The sequence below is a fragment of the Streptomyces sp. NPDC045967 genome (assembly GCF_056430495.1).
Genome location: NZ_JBWKLE010000019.1, coordinates 46,648 through 61,427, shown reverse-complemented (window position 1 = coordinate 61,427; position 14,780 = coordinate 46,648). Strand labels below are relative to the sequence as shown.

Here is a 14,780-nt window from a genome sequence, read left to right as displayed (position 1 = left end):
CGGGGGAGACGATCCCCCCGTGCGGGGGAGGGCAGGGGGTGGGGGCGGCGGCGAATCTTGAGGCATGAACACGATCGAGATCCGAGAACTCACCAAGGAGTTCGGCGCGCACCGTGCGGTCGACCGCCTCACCTTCGATGTCCTGCCGGGACGGGTCACGGGATTCCTCGGCCCCAACGGCGCCGGCAAGTCCACCACGATGCGCCTGTTGCTGGGCCTCGACCGCGCCACATCCGGCACGGCCACGATCGGCGGCCGGAGTTACCCGGACTTGCCCGACCCGCTGCACCGGGTCGGGGCGCTGCTGGACGCGCAAGCCGCGCACGGCGGTCGCACCGCGCGGGACCACCTGCGCTTCCTCGCCGCCGCGGGCGGGGTGCCGCTGCGCCGGGTGGAGGCGGTTCTGGAGCAGGCCGGCATAGCCGCCGTCGCCAAGCGGCGGATCAAGTCCTTCTCACTCGGCATGCGCCAGCGCCTCGGCATAGCTGCCGCACTGCTGGGCGATCCCGGGGTGCTGCTGCTGGACGAGCCGACCAACGGCCTCGACCCCGAGGGCATCATCTGGATCCGCGAGCTGCTGCGCAGTTTCGCCGCCGAGGGGCGAACCGTCCTGGTCTCGAGCCACCTGATGTCGGAGACTTCGGCGCTCGCCGACCATCTGATCGTCCTCGGCAACGGCAAGCTGCTCGCGGACACCTCGATGCCCGAGTTCATCGACGCCCGCAGCACCCGGAGGGTGCGCCTGCGCACCTCCGACCCCGTCCGCCTGCGGGCCGTCCTGGCCCGGGACGGCTTCGAGTTGGTGGCCGCCGACGACGGGCGGTGGACCGTCGAAGGACTGCGCGCCGAACAGCTTGGCGGCCTCGCCGCCCGTGAGGGCATCCCGATGCTGGAACTCGCCGACGAGCGCGCCTCACTGGAGCAGGCCTACCTCCACCTCACAGCCGACCACGCCCGGTTCACCGCAACCCGCTGACCCTTCCCCTCTCACCCCTCCCAGGAGGCATCACCATGCGCGCCGCTCTGCCCACCGCCCCCGTCCTGCACTCGGAATGGATCAAGATACGGTCCCTGCGCGGCTCCTTGGGGGCACTGATAGCCGTCTTCCTGGCCACCGCGGGCATCCAGGTGATCACTGCCGCGGCGATAGGCAGGGCGGAAGCCGGCAGCATGGGGGAGGACCCGCTCTACGCGGCCTACTACGGGCTGCTGTTCGGCCAGATCGCCGCCATGGCCTTCGGCGCCGGCGCCCTGTCCAGCGAGTTCCACAACGGCGCTCTGCGCACCTCGCTGTCCGTGGTGCCGAACCGCACGCGGTTCTACCTGTCGAAGATGGCGATGGTGGGCGGATTGGCCCTGCTCGTCGGTCAGATCACCGGCTTGGTCACCTTCCTGGCCGGCCAGGCGTTCATGGGGCCGTACGCCCTCGGGCTCGGAGACCCGGGCACCTACCGTGCGATCGTCGGCAGCGGGCTCTACCTGGCGCTGATGGCCCTGTTCTCGGCCGGACTGACCGCCGTGCTGCGGAGCGGAACGGCCGTGCTGAGCATGCTCATACCCTTCGTCCTGCTGGTGTCGTTCATCGTCGGTGAGGCCTCGGGCGGCGTGGCCCGCTTCCTCCCGGACCGCGCCGGGCAGATGGTGATGCACTCATCGGGGCAGGAGGGCCTCGGCCCCTGGACGGGCCTCGGGGTCATGGCGCTGTGGGCGGGAGCCGCGGTGTTCGGCGGCTGGCTGGCGGTTCGGCGCAGGGACGCGTGACTCAGGGCCAGTTGTCAGTGGCGGTCGCAATACTGACGGTATGACCACGGCAGAGCATCTCGACACGATCGACCGGCTCCTGGTGCGGGACTTCCCCACCGAGCCGGTCTGGTCCGGCGGGCAGAGCAGCGGCCCGGGTTACCACCTCGTCCCGGTCGGGCGGACCGCGGACTTCTGGGAGGACGGCGGTGCGGGCAGGGCCGAGGCGGCGGACCAGATCAGCGCCGAGTACGGGGCACTCACCCAGGCCCTCACCGACCGGTGGGGCGACCCGCAGGTGTTCAGCCTGCGATCCCTGCGGGACCGGGGGTTCGACGGCGAGGAGATAGCGGAGCCGTGGGACGAGGTGGGCAACAGCACCGACCACGTGCACCTGTGGCGGGCGGGGGAGCGCTGGCTGGTGGCTTACGTGGCCCAGTGGGACGAGGGCGACCCCTACCTGCTGATGGCAGGGGTCACCGTGATCGACCCGCCCTAGGCTCCGGGGAGCTCGGGGGCTTCGGCGGCGGCGCGGAGGCGGGCGTACTCCTGGGCCATCGACTCTGCCGTCCAGTGGGCGTTGAGGCCGCTGGGGTTGGGGAGCGCCCAGATGCGGGTGGAACCGATGGTCCGCTCCTGGGGGCCGATCTGAGCCTTCCGCTCGCCGAAGGCGGTGCGGTAGGCGGTGACGCCGACCACGGCGAGCCACTGGGGGCGCAGCAGCTCCACCTTGGCCGTCAGGATGCGGCCGCCCTCGCGGAACTCGTCGGCGGTCAGTTCGTCGGCGCGGGCCGTTGCCCTGGCCACGACGTTGGTGATGCCCAGGCGGTAAGTCAGCAGTTCTTCCTGCTCCGAAGGGTGCAGGCGGCGAGGGGTGAAACCCGACAGGTGCAGGACGGGCCAGAAGCGGTTGCCCGGGCGGGCGAAGTGGTGGCCCGTCGCGGCGGAGAGGAGACCGGGGTTGATGCCACAGAAGAGCACGCGCAGACCGCCCGCGACCACGTCCGGGATGACGCGGTCACGGGCGGCGTTCAGCTCGTCGGGGGTCAGAGGATCGACCCCGGCGCGTATCCGGCGGCCTCCGGGTGCTGCTTGGCGATGGCCTCGATGCGGGATACCACCGCCGCCACCTGGTCGCCCGCCGCGCCGGTGAAGGACAGCTTGTCGGCCATCAAGGCGTCGAGCTGGGCGCGGTCCAGCGGCATGCGGTCGTCGGCGGCCAGCTTGTCCAGCAGCTCGTTGCGCTCGGCGCCCTGCTCACGCATGGCGAGCGCGGAGGCGACCGCGTGCTCCTTGATGACCTCGTGGGCGGCCTCGCGGCCGACACCCGCCCGCACCGCGCCCATCAGGACCTTGGTGGTCGCGAGGAACGGCAGGTAGCGGTCCAGCTCGCGGGCGACGACCGCCGGGAAGGCACCGAACTCGTCCAGGACCGTCAGGAAGGTCTCCAGCAGACCGTCGAAGGCGAAGAACGCGTCCGGCAGGGCCACGCGGCGGACCACGGAGCAGGAGACGTCGCCCTCGTTCCACTGGTCGCCGGCCAGTTCGCCGGTCATCGAGGCGTAGCCGCGCAGGATGACCATCAGGCCGTTCACACGCTCGCAGGAGCGGGTGTTCATCTTGTGCGGCATCGCGGAGGAGCCGACCTGACCCGGCTTGAAGCCCTCCGTGACCAGCTCGTGGCCGGCCATCAGGCGGATCGTCTTGGCGATCGACGACGGGGCGGCGGCCAGCTGCACCAGGGCCGTGACGACGTCGTAGTCGAGGGAGCGCGGGTAGACCTGGCCGACCGAGGTGAAGGCCTGGGCGAAGCCGAGGTGGGTGGCGATGCGCTGCTCCAGGCCGGCGAGCTTGGCAGCGTCGCCGCCGAGCAGGTCGAGCATGTCCTGGGCGGTGCCCACCGGGCCCTTGATCCCGCGCAGCGGGTAGCGCTCCAGGAGGTTCTCCAGGCGGTCGTAGGCGACCAGCAGCTCATCGGCGGCCGTCGCGAAGCGCTTGCCCAGGGTGGTCGCCTGCGCGGCGACGTTGTGCGAGCGGCCCGCCATGACGAGTTCCGCGTGCTCGCCGGCCAGCTTGCCCAGGCGGGCCAGCACGGCGACCGTGCGGTCGCGGGCCAGCTCCAGCGACAGCCGGATCTGGAGCTGCTCGACGTTCTCGGTGAGGTCGCGGGAGGTCATGCCCTTGTGGACGTGCTCGTGACCGGCGAGGGCGTTGAACTCCTCGATGCGGGCCTTCACGTCGTGCCGGGTGACCTTCTCGCGCTCGGCGATGGAGGCGAGGTCGACGGTCTCCAGGACGCGCTCGTAGTCGGCGAGGGCCGCGTCGGGGACCTCGATGCCGAGGTCCTTCTGGGCGCGCAGCACGGCGAGCCACAGCCGCCGCTCCAGCGTCACCTTGTACTCGGGGGACCACAGGACGGCGAGCTCCGCGGAGGCGTAGCGGCCGGCCAGGACATTGGGGATGCGGGGCTTGGCAGTCACGTAGAGGGATTCTACTTGGGCCGCCGCTGTGTGTTTACGCAGGTAGGGACCCCGCCTCGGATTGTGGCTTGCTACGAGGGGGGATCCGGCGCGGCGGGCTCGTACGGGAGGAGTTCCGGGCGCTTGGCGGGGCGGCCGTCCCCCGACGAGCGGCCCGTGAGGCGGCGACCGACCCAGGGCAGGAGGTGCTGCCGGGCGAAGCTCAGGTCCTGGGAGCGGCGTACCACCCAGCCCGGCGGCATCGTCGCGGGCAGTTCCGTCCGCCAGTCGTGTTCCTCCGGCAGGCCGAGGGCCTGCCAGACGGCCTCGGCCACCCGGCGGTGGCCCTCGGCCGTCAGGTGGAGCCGGTCCACGTCCCACATGCGGGGGTCGCCGAGGGCGCCAGCACCGTACAGGTCGACCACCAGGGCGCCGTGCCGTGCCGCGAGCTCCTCAATGATGGCGAAGAGCTCCTGCATGCGCGGCCGGAACCGCTCCATGACCGGGCCGTTGCGCCCCGGGGAGCGCATCAGGACCAGGTGCTTGCAGGAGGGGGCGAGCAGTTCCACGGCCGCCTCCAGGTGGCCCCGGACCCGCCCCATGTCCACCTTGGGGCGCAGGGCGTCGTTCAGGCCGCCGACCAGCGTGACGACGTCGGCGCCCATCGCCGCCGCGACCGGGGCCTGCTCCTCGGCGATCTGCCCGATCAGCTTCCCGCGGACGGCGAGGTTCGCATAGCGGAAACCCGGCTCGCGGGCCGCGAGACGGGCGGCCAGCAGGTCGGCCCAGCCCCGGTAGGAGCCGTCGGGCAGCAGGTCGGACATGCCCTCGGTGAAGGAGTCGCCGATCGCGACAAAACTGGTGTAAGACGCATTCATCTCCATGGCGGGAGTGATGCTACCGCGCGGTACCCCGGCCCCGCGGGGCCGGGGACCGCGGCCGTCAGGCGGAGGCCGGCCTGCCGAACAGCTCGCGCAGCACGTCCTCCATGGTCACCAGGCCCGTCATGGTGCCGCCCGGCCCCAGGACGGCAGCCAGGTGGGTACGGCTGCGCCGCATGGCGGTCAGCACGTCGTCCAGCGGGGTCTCCGCGCGGATCTGGGCGATCGGCCGCAGCGCCTGCACCGGGAAGGGCTCCTCGCGTGCGTCCGGCTCCGCGTCCAGGGCGTCCTTGACGTGCAGGTAGCCCAGGATCCGCTGCTGGGCGTCGATCACCGGGAAGCGGGAGTAGCCGGTCTGCGCCGACATCCGCTCCAGGCCCGCTGGGGTGATGCCCTGCCGGGCCGAATCCACCCGGTGCGCCGGCAGCACCACGTCGGTGACCGGCCGCCGGCCCAGTTCCAGGGCGTCGTGCAGGCGCTCGCTCGCACGGTCGTCCAGGAGGCCCGCATTGCTGGAGTCCTTGACCATCCGCGCCAGCTCGTCGTCCGTGAAGGTCGCCGAGACCTCGTCCTTCACCTCCACCCGCAGCAGTCGCAGCAGGGCGTTGGCGAAGGCGTTGATCGCGAAGATCACCGGCCGCAGCCCCCTGGTGAGGGCCACCAGCGGCGGCCCCAGCAGCAGCGCCGTGCGCACCGGTTCGGCCAGCGCCACGTTCTTCGGCACCATCTCGCCGAACAGCATGTGCAGGTACGTGGCGAGCGTCAGCGCCACGGCGAAGGAGACCGCGTGGGCCAGGGCGGACGGCACACCGACCGCGTCGAACAGCGGCGTGAGCAGGTGGGCGATGGCCGGCTCCGCGACCACGCCCAGCACCAGGGTGCACAGGGTGATGCCGAGCTGGGCCGCCGCCATCATGGCCGACACGTGCTCCAGGCCCCACACCACCGCGCGGGCGCGGCGGTCGCCCTGCTCGGCGTACGGATCGATCTGGCTGCGCCGGACCGAGATCAGCGCGAACTCCGCGCCGACGAAGAAGGCGTTGACGACCAGGGTCGCCAAGCCGATCAGCAGCTGGATCGCGGTCATCGGCCCTTCTCCCCGTCCTTCGAAGCGTTCGTGTCGGGTTCGCCCGGGGGTGCGGTCGGCACGTGCAGCAGCACGCGCGCGGCTCGGCGTCCGCCGGCGTCCACCACGTCCAGGTGCCAGCCGTCCAGCTCGAGGCTGTCGCCGACGGACGGGATCCGGCCCAGTTCGGTCGCTATCAGCCCGGCCAGGGTCTCGTACGGACCCTCCGGAACGCGCAGGCCGATGCGCTGGAGCTGGTCGGTGCGGACCGCGCCGTCGGCGGAGTAGACGCGGCGGCCCTCCGCGTCCGTGCCGGCCGGGGCCAGATCCGCCGTCTCGTGCGGGTCGTGCTCGTCGCGGACCTCGCCGACGACCTCCTCGACGATGTCCTCCAGCGTCGCCACACCGGCCGTGCCGCCGTACTCGTCGATGACCACGGCCATCGTCTGCTTGCCGGACAACCGGTCCAGCAGCCGGTCCACGGTCAGCGACTCCGGCACCAGGAGGGGCGCGCGCAGCAGCTGCGACACCGGGCGCCGGTGGCGTTCCTCGGAGGGCAGGGCCAGCACGTCCTTGATGTGGACGGTGCCGACGACCGTGTCCAGGCTGCCCCGGTAGACGGGGAAGCGGGACAGGCCGGTGGCCAGCGTCGCGTTCGCCACGTCCTCGGCCGTCGCCTGCACCTCCAGGGCGGTGACCTGCACGCGCGGGGTCATCACGTTCTCCGCGGTCAGGTCGGCGAGGTTCAAGGTCCGCACGAAGAGTTCCGCGGTGTCCTTCTCCAGAGCGCCCGCCCGGGCGGAGTGGCGCGCCAGGGCGACCAACTCCTGCGGCGTGCGGGCGGAGGCCAGCTCCTCGGCCGGCTCCAGCCCGAGGCGGCGCACCATGTGGTTCGCGGTGGTGTTGAGGTGGCTGATCAGGGGCCGGAAGGCCCGGCTGAACACCCGCTGCAGCGTCGCCACGCGCTTGGCGATCGCCAGCGGGGAGGAGATCGCCCAGTTCTTGGGGACCAGCTCGCCGACGACCATCAGGACGACGGTCGACACGACCGTGCTGAGGACAAGGGCGGTGGAGGAGGCGGCGCCGCCCGACAGCCCCATGGCCTCGAACGGGCCTTGGAGCAGGGTGGCGATCGACGGCTTGGAGATCATGCCGATGACCAGGCCGGTCACGGTGATGCCGAGCTGGGCGCCGGAGAGCTGGAACGTCAGCGTCCGGACAGCGGCCAGCGCGCTGTCTGCTCCGCGCTCACCTCGCTCGGCGGCGTCTTCGAGTTCACCGCGCTCGACGGTCGTCAGGGAGAACTCGGCCGCGACGAAGACCCCGCAGGCAAGGCAGAGCAGCAGTGCCACGACGAGCAGCAGCACTTCGGTCATCGCTCGATCACCTCCGTTCCATGATCGGCCAGGAGGCGGGGTGCCGCGCGATGTCGTGCACGGGGGAAGCGGAAGTCTCGGGGACTGGGAGGCTCGCCCATGGGCGGACGCTCACACCTTTCACTCGGGTCTCACTCGTAAGGATCTTCGCCCTATGGTAAAGGACAGGCAAAGAGGTCGGGCCGTTCTTTGGCGGAGCCGTCCGGGTAGTGGGATCCGCACACGGGCGATCTTCACATCGCTCCTGCCCTGGCGGCCGATTTCGACGCCTCACCGGACTTCTGGAAGTCCGCCGCCGAGGGGACGAGTATCGGCGACGATCTCATGGGGGTCGAGCTGCTCCGCGCACGCGACCCGCGCGCGCCGCTGCTCGCCCCGCGCGGGGCGCGATGGTGCTCGATCGCAACCGGTCCGCCCACCGGGCATGGGGCCCGGCCTGGCACCGGCCCGAGGAGCAGTGACCCGCTGGGTCAAGCCACTCGGCGGGCCGAACCGATGACGCAGTAGGACGTGGGGAGCGCCGGGCCGCGCTCGGGCACGCGGAAGCTGCGCTGCGAGACGATCCGGAAGCCCGCCGCCTCCACCGCGGCGAGCGGGTCGCGGGAGGTGTGGCAGCCGCCGAAGAGGAACGGCCAGACGGTGCGGTCGAGGGCGCGCTGGACGGAGGCCATGCCCGGGCCGGGCGCCAGGCCGTGCTCGAAGAAGCGGAGCTCGGCGTCGGGGCGGAGCACGCGGTGCAGTTCGGCGAGGGAGCGGGGCAGGTCCCGTACGGAGCACAGCACCAGCGAGGCGACGGCGGCGTCGAACGCCTCGCTCTTGACCGGGAGGGCCTCGGCGGCGGCGGGCACGACGTCCACCGGGACCTCGACGCGCAGGGCCGCCTGGGTGGCGAGGCGGCGCAGGGTGCGGTCCGGCTCGACCGCGACCACCTCGGAGACGGCGCGGGGGTAGTGCGGGAAGTTCAGGCCGTTCCCGGCGCCGATCTCGATCACACGGCCGGTCACTCCGTGCAGGAGCTCGCGGCGGAGGGCGGCGATGCCGGCGCGGCTCTCCGCGGAGGTGCTGGCGCGGGCGTAGAAGCGGGCGAAGAGCGGGTGGTGGACCGGGTCGTGGCGCGGCGGCATGGCGGACCTCCGGGGGTGGTGTGCGGCGCGGGTGGCCGCGCCTTTCAGCCTGCCCTTGTCGGCGGGGCCTCATCCCTGGGGGACAGCGGGGCTCCGCCCCGGGCCCCGCGCCTCAAGCGCCGGCGGGGCTGGAGATGGCCTCGGCGGGGCTGGAGGTGGCGTCGGCGGAACGGGAGGTGGTGCCGGCGGGGCTAGAGGTGGTTCCCGCGGCACTGGAGGAAGTGGCTGCGGTGCTGGGGGTGGTGCCGGGGGTGGAAGTGGCGTTGGCGGGGGGAGGGGTCCACCTCTGCAGGAAGCCGGTGGGGGTCCAGGTGCCCGAAAGGGGTGGGGCCAGCCAGGTCGGGGATTCGGTGCGGAAGCGGGAGACGGGGAGGGCGGCCGCGCCTTGGGGGACGGCGCCCAGGAGGGGGGCGTCCGCCGACTTCGGGAGGTCCGCGAGGTTGCAGCGCGAGGCCAGGTCCGGCGACGCGGGCCAGCTGCCCACGACCACGCCCAGCGCCGTCAGGCCACGCGCCCGCAGTGCCTCCGCCGTCAGGGCGGTGGAGTTCAGGGTGCCCAGGCCCGCCGCGACCACCACCAGGACCGGGGCGCCCAGCAGCACGGCGGCGTCGGCCAGCGTGTGGCCCGCCTCGTCGAAGCGGACCAGCAGCCCGCCCGCGCCCTCCACCAGGACCAGGTCGTGGTCGAGCGACAGCCGGCGGGCCGCCTCGGCGATGTCCGACGGGGCGAGCGTCGGGAGCCCGGCACGGCGGGCCGCCGTGTCCGGGGCCAGCGGCTCCGGGTAGCGGGCCAGCTCCACCGCGGTGACCGCGGGTCCGGCCAGCCGGACCGCCTCGGCCGCGTCACCCGGTTCGTCCGGGCCGACACCCGTCTGGGCGGGCTTGAGCACCGCCACCGAGCGGCCCGCGGCCACCGCGGCGGCCGCCACCGCCGAGGTGACCACGGTCTTGCCGATCTCCGTGCCCGTACCGGACACGAACAGAATGGACATCTCAGCCTTCCCTCGCCACCGCGCACACCGCTCGGCAGATCCGGGCGACATCGGTGTCGCCCGTGACGAACGGCGGCATCGTGTAGATCAGGTCGCGGAACGGGCGCAGCCAGACGCCCTCCCGGACCGCGGCCGCGGTGGCGGCCGCCATGTCGACCTCGTGGTCCAGCTGGACCACGCCGATCGCCCCCAGGACCCGTACGTCCCGGACGCCCGGCAGGTCCGACGCGGCCGCCAGGCCCTCGCGCAGCCCCGCCTCGATCCGCTTGACCTCGCTCGCCCAGTCCTGGCCGAGCAGCAGCTCGATCGAGGCGAGCGCGACGGCCGTCGCCAGCGGGTTGCCCATGAAGGTCGGGCCGTGTGCGAGCACCGGGACCTGGCCCCGGGAGATCCCGTCCGCCACCCGCTCCGTGCACAGCGTCGCCGCGAGTGTGAGGTAACCGCCCGTCAGGGACTTGCCCAGACACATCACGTCCGGTGTGATCCCCGCGTGGTCCGCGGCGAACAGGGCGCCGGTGCGGCCGAAGCCCGTGGCGATCTCGTCCAGGACGAGCAGCACGCCGTACTCGTCGCACAGCGCGCGCAGGACCCGCAGGTGGTCGGGGTGGTGGAAGCGCATGCCGCCCGCGCCCTGCACCACCGGCTCCACGATCACCGCGGCCAGTTCGTCCGCGTGGGCGGCGATCAGGGAACGCAGGTGGTCGGCGTACGCCGGGTCCACGGGGGTGTCGAAGTCCCCGGGCGGCGCATCCGCGAAGACCTGGCGCGGCAGGTGGCCCTGCCACAGGTCGTGCATGCCGCCGTCGGGGTCGCAGACGGCCATCGGCTGCCAGGTGTCCCCGTGGTAGCCGCCGCGCCACGTCAGGAGCCGGGTCTTGCCCGTGCGGCCCAGCGAACGCCAGTACTGCAGGCACATCTTGACCGCGACCTCGACCGACACCGAGCCGGAGTCGCAGAGGAAGACGTGCTCCAGCCCCCGGGGGGTGATCTCGACGAGCTTGGCGGCGAGCCGGACGGCGGGCTCATGGGTGAGCCCGCCGAACATCACGTGCGACATCCGACCCAGCTGGGTGGTCGCCGCCTCGTTCAGCACCGGGTGGTTGTAGCCGTGGATGGCCGACCACCAGGAGGACATGCCGTCGACCAGCTCCTCGCGGCCGTGTCCCTGCGACGGGTCGGCGAGCCGCAGCCGCACTCCGGAGGCGGAGGCGACGACCAGCGGCTCCTGCCGCCCGGGCATGGGGCCGTACGGGTGCCAGACGTGCTGCCGGTCCAGGGCGAGCAGTTCCGGCCCGGACAACGGCAGATCGAGCGGATCAGGCATTGGGGGCGAGGTCCGTTCCCGCGCCGCGACGGCGGACCGCCACAAGGTCCGGGCGGACCCCGCCGGCATCCGCCTGAGCCGGGGCGGGCGCCGCTTCCGCGTGTCCGGAGCAGCCGCCGCAGGCCGAGCCGCAGCCCGCACCGGAGTCCGTCCCGCCATCGGCGGAACCCGCCGGCCCGCAGAGGGAGGCGCCGCCGCCGTGCGAGCCGCAGCCGCCGCCGGCGGCCGCCTGCGCCACATCGGCCCGGTGCGCCGGGAGGGTGCTCGTACCGGCGCCCTCCACCCCGAACCCGGCGTCCGCGATCATGTCGAGGTCCGCCTGGCCGGCCTGACCCTCGCTGGTCAGGTAGTCACCCAGGAAGATCGAGTTCACCAGGTGCAGGGCCAGCGGCTGCATGGAGCGCAGGTGCACCTCGCGCCCGCCCGCGAGCCGTACCTCGACGTCCGGGCAGACGAAGCGCACCATCGCGAGGATCCGCAGGGCGCGCTGGGGGGTGAGGTTCCACTCCTTGGCCAGCGGGGTGCCCTCGAAGGGGATCAGGAAGTTGACCGGAACGGAGTCCGGGTCCAGTTCGCGCAGTGAGTAGACGACGTCGACGAGGTCCTCGTCGCTCTCGCCCATGCCCGCGATCAGACCCGAGCAGGCCGACAGGCCGGCGGCGTGCGCCTTCTGCACCGTGTCGACCCGGTCCGCGTAGGTGTGGGTCTTGGTGATCTGACCGTACGTCGCCTCGGAGGTGTTGAGGTTGTGGTTGTAGGCGTCCGCACCCGCGTCCCGCAGCCGCTCGGCCTGGCCGTCGGAGAGCAGGCCCAGGCAGGCGCACACCTCGACGCCCTCGTTCTGCTCCTTGATCGCGGCGATCGTCTTGCCGACCCGCTCCACGTCCCGGTCCGTCGGACCGCGGCCGCTCGCCACCAGGCAGACGCGCTTGGCGCCGCCCGCGACACCGGCCGCCGCGGCCTGCGAGGCCTCCTCCGGCTTCAGCCAGGTGTACTTGAGGATCTCGGCCTTGGAGCCGAGGCGCTGCGAGCAGTAGGAGCAGTCCTCCGGGCAGAGGCCCGACTTCAGGTTGACCAGGTAGTTGAGCTTGACCCGGCGGCCGAACCACTGGCGGCGCACCTTGCCGGCCGCGGCCACCACGTCGAGCAGTTCGTCGTCGGAAGTCGCCAGTACGGCGAGCGCCTCTTCGCGGGTCGGCAGCTCGCGCCGCAGCCCCTTGTCCACCAGGGTGTTCAGCAGGTCCATGAGGCCGATCCTGGACCACACCACCACTCCCGGCCAAGGAGAGATCGCACAACATGGCCGGATGGGAGTGTGTGTATCGCCACACCTGGCACTCAGGTCACGGCCGCTAGGGTCGGGTCAGGTCTGTGGACTGCCGACAAAACGCGAGGATCCGCCGATGCCCCAGCACACCCCCGGTCCGGTGGACGTCTTCGCCTGGATCGATGCCGCCGAACGTGCCCGGGAGGAGGCGGGGCTCGTCCGTACGCTGCGGCCGCGGCCGGCCCGCTCCCCGCTGCTGGACCTCGCGAGCAACGACTACCTCGGGCTGTCGCGGCATCCGGAGACCGTCCGCGGCGCACGGGAGGCGGCCGAGCTGTGGGGCGGCGGGGCCACCGGTTCGCGTCTGGTGACGGGCACGACCGAACTGCACGCGGAGCTCGAGCGGGAGCTGGCCGCCTTCTGCGGGTTCGAGGCCGCGCTGGTCCTGTCCTCCGGTTACGCGGCCAACCTCGCCGCCGTCACGGCGTTGAGCGACCGGGGCACGCTGGTGGTGTCCGACGCGGGCAACCACGCCTCGATCGTCGACGGCTGCCGACTCTCGCGCGCCGAGACCGCCGTGATCGCGCACGCCGACCCCGACGCCGCGCGCAAGACCCTGGCCGGGCACGGGGGCCGGGCGCTGCTGGTCACCGACTCGGTGTTCTCCGTCGACGGGGACGCGGCCCCGCTCGCCGGCTACGCGGCGGCCTGCCGTGACGAGGGCGCCGCCCTGCTCGTGGACGACGCGCACGGCCTGGGCGTGCTGGGGGAGGGCGGCCGCGGCGCGCTGCACGCCGCCGAACTCGCGGGCCACCCGGGGGTGGTGGCCACGCTCACCCTGTCGAAGTCGCTGGGCAGTCAGGGCGGGGCCGTGCTGGGTCCGGCGAAGGTCATCCGGCACCTGGTCAACACCGCGCGCACCTTCATCTTCGACACCGGGCTGGCCCCGGCCGCCGCGGGTGCGGCGCTGGCGAGCCTGCGCCTGCTCCGCCGGGAACCGGAGCGTGCCGCGCGCGCCCGCGAGGTGGCCGGCCGGCTGTACGGGCGGCTCACCGCGTCCGGCCTGACCGCGGCCCGGCCGGACGCGGCCGTGGTGTCGGTGCGGGCCCCTTCGGCCCCGGCGGCACTGCGCTGGGCCGCCGACTGCCGTGAGGCGGGACTGTCCGTGGGGTGCTTCCGGCCGCCGTCGGTGCCGGACGGCATCTCCAGGCTGCGGCTGACCGCCCGGGCCGATCTCACGGGGGACGAGATCGATCAAGCCGTCGCGACGATCCTGCTGACCGCACCGGCCGGAGCCACGGACCGCTAGTGCTGTGACCGGGACGTCAGGCGGGCCCGTTCGTTCGTACGCTCGCGAGGAAGCCGGTCCAGGCCGGCCCGGTGAAGAGCACGGCCGGGCCGTCCGTCCGCTTGGAGTCGCGTACGGCCAGCAGGCCGCCGCCGAGGACGGCCGCTTCCACGCAGTTGTTCATTCCGGTGCTGCGGCTGCTGCGCCGCCACCGCGCGCTGATCAGAAGCCCGCTGCTGGATAAGGGGGTTGCGGACACGGGGAGTGCCTCCTTACGCGTCGTCAGCGAGTGCGCTGATCAGATCCGACGAGTCCTGGGGCGGGAGGGCGTGCGCCTGGATGGTGCGGAACGCGGCGCTGTACGCCTCAAGGTCTTCCTTCCGCTCCAGATAGAGGCTACTCGTCAAATGGTCGAGTACGACCACATCCAGATCGGCGATGTTCGGAAATGAGAAAATCACGAACGGTCCGGTGAGGCCGAGATGGCCCCCCACGCTGAACGGCAGCACCTGCAGACGGACGTGCGGCAGCCGTCCCACCTCCACCAGGTGCCTCAACTGCCCCGCCAGCACACCGGGCCCCCCGATCTGGCGGCGCAGCACCGCCTCGTCCAGTACGGCACTCAACTCCAGCGGCGGATCGGCCCGCAGCACCTTCTGGCGCGCCAGCCGGACCTCCACCAGCGCGTCCACCTTCGGCTCCGGCAGCCCGCCGAGGGCGGCCCGGGTGACCGCCCGGGCGTACCCGGCGGTCTGCAGCAGCCCGGGGACCACCGACAGCTCCACCGTGCGCGCCGACCGCGCACCCGCCTCCAGGCTGATGAAGTCGCGGTACTCCTGGGGCAGCAGCCCGCGGTAGTCGTGCCACCACTGGCGGCCCCGACCGGCGTCACCTTCCGGGTTGGGGCCGGCCGCGGAGGCCGACAGCGCCTCCAGCAGCGCCCGCTGTTCGGGGCTCACGATCTCCCCGTAGACGTCGAGCAGCAGGCGGATGTCCTCCGGCTTGACCCCGCTGCGCCCCGTCTCGATGCGGCTGATCTTCGACTGGTGCCATCCCGCGAGCCGGGCCGCCTCACCACTGGTGAGACCCGACCTGTCGCGCAGGGCACGCAGTTCCTCGCCGAGCTTGCGCCGGCGCACCGCGGGACCATGCTGCACACCCGCCTCCTTCCACCGGCACGGCTCGCACCAGTCTGCCGTCCAAATACGCTCTTCCGTAGCAGAGTTCACCGCATCGAGCGACAGATATATGCAGATCTTGGGGG

General features: G+C 72.7%; 14 protein-coding genes and 1 pseudogene. 4 read left to right on the top strand and 11 right to left on the bottom strand.

Features of this window, described 5'->3' with window-relative positions; genetic code table 11:
- Nucleotides 1–64 precede the first annotated feature (64 nt).
- From AC07FY_RS27380 to AC07FY_RS27370, 3 genes are read left to right on the top strand one after another with little or no spacing between them, the layout of a single operon-like run.
- Nucleotides 65–976, top strand: a complete 912-nt coding sequence (locus AC07FY_RS27380) for an ATP-binding cassette domain-containing protein (RefSeq protein ID WP_479011169.1) — start codon at nucleotides 65–67, stop codon at nucleotides 974–976.
- Nucleotides 977–1,011: 35 nt separating this feature from the next.
- Nucleotides 1,012–1,761, top strand: a complete 750-nt coding sequence (locus tag AC07FY_RS27375; RefSeq protein ID WP_479011167.1) for an ABC transporter permease — start codon at nucleotides 1,012–1,014, stop codon at nucleotides 1,759–1,761.
- A 40-nt stretch (nucleotides 1,762–1,801) separates the two neighbouring features.
- Nucleotides 1,802–2,239: a hypothetical protein gene (locus AC07FY_RS27370; protein WP_479011164.1), complete on the top strand. Its 438-nt coding sequence runs from the start codon at nucleotides 1,802–1,804 to the stop codon at nucleotides 2,237–2,239.
- Here AC07FY_RS27370 and mug read toward each other — a convergent pair.
- The 9 genes and pseudogenes from mug to bioB all read right to left on the bottom strand — a co-directional run bounded on the left by mug (nucleotide 2,236) and on the right by bioB (nucleotide 12,207).
- Nucleotides 2,236–2,790 (bottom strand): G/U mismatch-specific DNA glycosylase, encoded by a 555-nt coding sequence (gene mug / locus AC07FY_RS27365; protein ID WP_479011362.1) that lies wholly within the window; start codon nucleotides 2,788–2,790, stop codon nucleotides 2,236–2,238. The genes AC07FY_RS27370 and mug overlap by 4 nt on opposite strands.
- A complete protein-coding gene (gene purB, locus AC07FY_RS27360) occupies nucleotides 2,787–4,220 on the bottom strand; it encodes an adenylosuccinate lyase (RefSeq protein WP_479011161.1) in 1,434 nt (477 codons plus the stop codon). The genes mug and purB overlap by 4 nt, the downstream gene beginning before the upstream one ends.
- A 71-nt stretch (nucleotides 4,221–4,291) precedes the next feature.
- The gene (locus tag AC07FY_RS27355; protein WP_479011158.1) at nucleotides 4,292–5,083 is read right to left on the bottom strand and encodes an SGNH/GDSL hydrolase family protein; all 792 of its coding nucleotides are present in this window, start codon (nucleotides 5,081–5,083) and stop codon (nucleotides 4,292–4,294) included.
- 58 nt (nucleotides 5,084–5,141) lie between these two features.
- Nucleotides 5,142–6,167, bottom strand: a complete 1,026-nt coding sequence (locus AC07FY_RS27350; RefSeq protein ID WP_479011155.1) for a hemolysin family protein — start codon at nucleotides 6,165–6,167, stop codon at nucleotides 5,142–5,144.
- Entirely contained in the window at nucleotides 6,164–7,522 is a 1,359-nt protein-coding gene (locus AC07FY_RS27345) for a hemolysin family protein (RefSeq protein ID WP_479011153.1), read from the bottom strand. Before AC07FY_RS27345 ends, AC07FY_RS27350 begins: the two co-directional genes overlap by 4 nt.
- A gap of 470 nt (nucleotides 7,523–7,992) precedes the next feature.
- Nucleotides 7,993–8,646, bottom strand: coding sequence for a class I SAM-dependent methyltransferase (locus AC07FY_RS27340; RefSeq protein ID WP_479011150.1), 654 nt, complete (start codon nucleotides 8,644–8,646; stop codon nucleotides 7,993–7,995).
- 286 nt (nucleotides 8,647–8,932) lie between these two features.
- A pseudogene (bioD, locus tag AC07FY_RS27335) lies at nucleotides 8,933–9,637 on the bottom strand (dethiobiotin synthase); the annotation flags it as partial.
- A 1-nt stretch (nucleotide 9,638) separates the two neighbouring features.
- Nucleotides 9,639–10,961: an adenosylmethionine--8-amino-7-oxononanoate transaminase gene (locus AC07FY_RS27330; protein WP_479011147.1), complete on the bottom strand. Its 1,323-nt coding sequence runs from the start codon at nucleotides 10,959–10,961 to the stop codon at nucleotides 9,639–9,641.
- Nucleotides 10,954–12,207, bottom strand: a complete 1,254-nt coding sequence (gene bioB / locus AC07FY_RS27325; RefSeq protein WP_479011145.1) for a biotin synthase BioB — start codon at nucleotides 12,205–12,207, stop codon at nucleotides 10,954–10,956. The genes AC07FY_RS27330 and bioB overlap by 8 nt, the downstream gene beginning before the upstream one ends.
- 157 nt (nucleotides 12,208–12,364) lie before the next feature.
- On the opposite strand from bioB, the gene AC07FY_RS27320 reads away from it, so the two are divergent.
- Entirely contained in the window at nucleotides 12,365–13,537 is a 1,173-nt protein-coding gene (locus AC07FY_RS27320) for an 8-amino-7-oxononanoate synthase (RefSeq protein ID WP_479011142.1), read from the top strand.
- Between the two features lie 16 nt (nucleotides 13,538–13,553).
- Here the strand turns inward: AC07FY_RS27320 and AC07FY_RS27315 are convergent, their stop codons facing one another.
- Nucleotides 13,554–13,775: a DUF397 domain-containing protein gene (locus AC07FY_RS27315; RefSeq protein WP_479011139.1), complete on the bottom strand. Its 222-nt coding sequence runs from the start codon at nucleotides 13,773–13,775 to the stop codon at nucleotides 13,554–13,556.
- Between the two features lie 13 nt (nucleotides 13,776–13,788).
- Nucleotides 13,789–14,673, bottom strand: a complete 885-nt coding sequence (locus AC07FY_RS27310) for a helix-turn-helix domain-containing protein (protein WP_479011136.1) — start codon at nucleotides 14,671–14,673, stop codon at nucleotides 13,789–13,791.
- Nucleotides 14,674–14,780: the final 107 nt, after the last annotated feature.

Coding starts and splice junctions, on each gene's coding strand:
- AC07FY_RS27380 (WP_479011169.1), top strand. CDS start 65: ATGAACACGATCGAGATCCGAGAACTCACCAAGGAGTTCGGCGCGCAC.
- AC07FY_RS27375 (WP_479011167.1), top strand. CDS start 1,012: ATGCGCGCCGCTCTGCCCACCGCCCCCGTCCTGCACTCGGAATGGATC.
- AC07FY_RS27370 (WP_479011164.1), top strand. CDS start 1,802: ATGACCACGGCAGAGCATCTCGACACGATCGACCGGCTCCTGGTGCGG.
- AC07FY_RS27355 (WP_479011158.1), bottom strand. CDS start 5,083: ATGGAGATGAATGCGTCTTACACCAGTTTTGTCGCGATCGGCGACTCC.
- AC07FY_RS27350 (WP_479011155.1), bottom strand. CDS start 6,167: ATGACCGCGATCCAGCTGCTGATCGGCTTGGCGACCCTGGTCGTCAAC.
- AC07FY_RS27345 (WP_479011153.1), bottom strand. CDS start 7,522: ATGACCGAAGTGCTGCTGCTCGTCGTGGCACTGCTGCTCTGCCTTGCC.
- AC07FY_RS27340 (WP_479011150.1), bottom strand. CDS start 8,646: ATGCCGCCGCGCCACGACCCGGTCCACCACCCGCTCTTCGCCCGCTTC.
- AC07FY_RS27330 (WP_479011147.1), bottom strand. CDS start 10,961: ATGCCTGATCCGCTCGATCTGCCGTTGTCCGGGCCGGAACTGCTCGCC.
- bioB (WP_479011145.1), bottom strand. CDS start 12,207: ATGGACCTGCTGAACACCCTGGTGGACAAGGGGCTGCGGCGCGAGCTG.
- AC07FY_RS27320 (WP_479011142.1), top strand. CDS start 12,365: ATGCCCCAGCACACCCCCGGTCCGGTGGACGTCTTCGCCTGGATCGAT.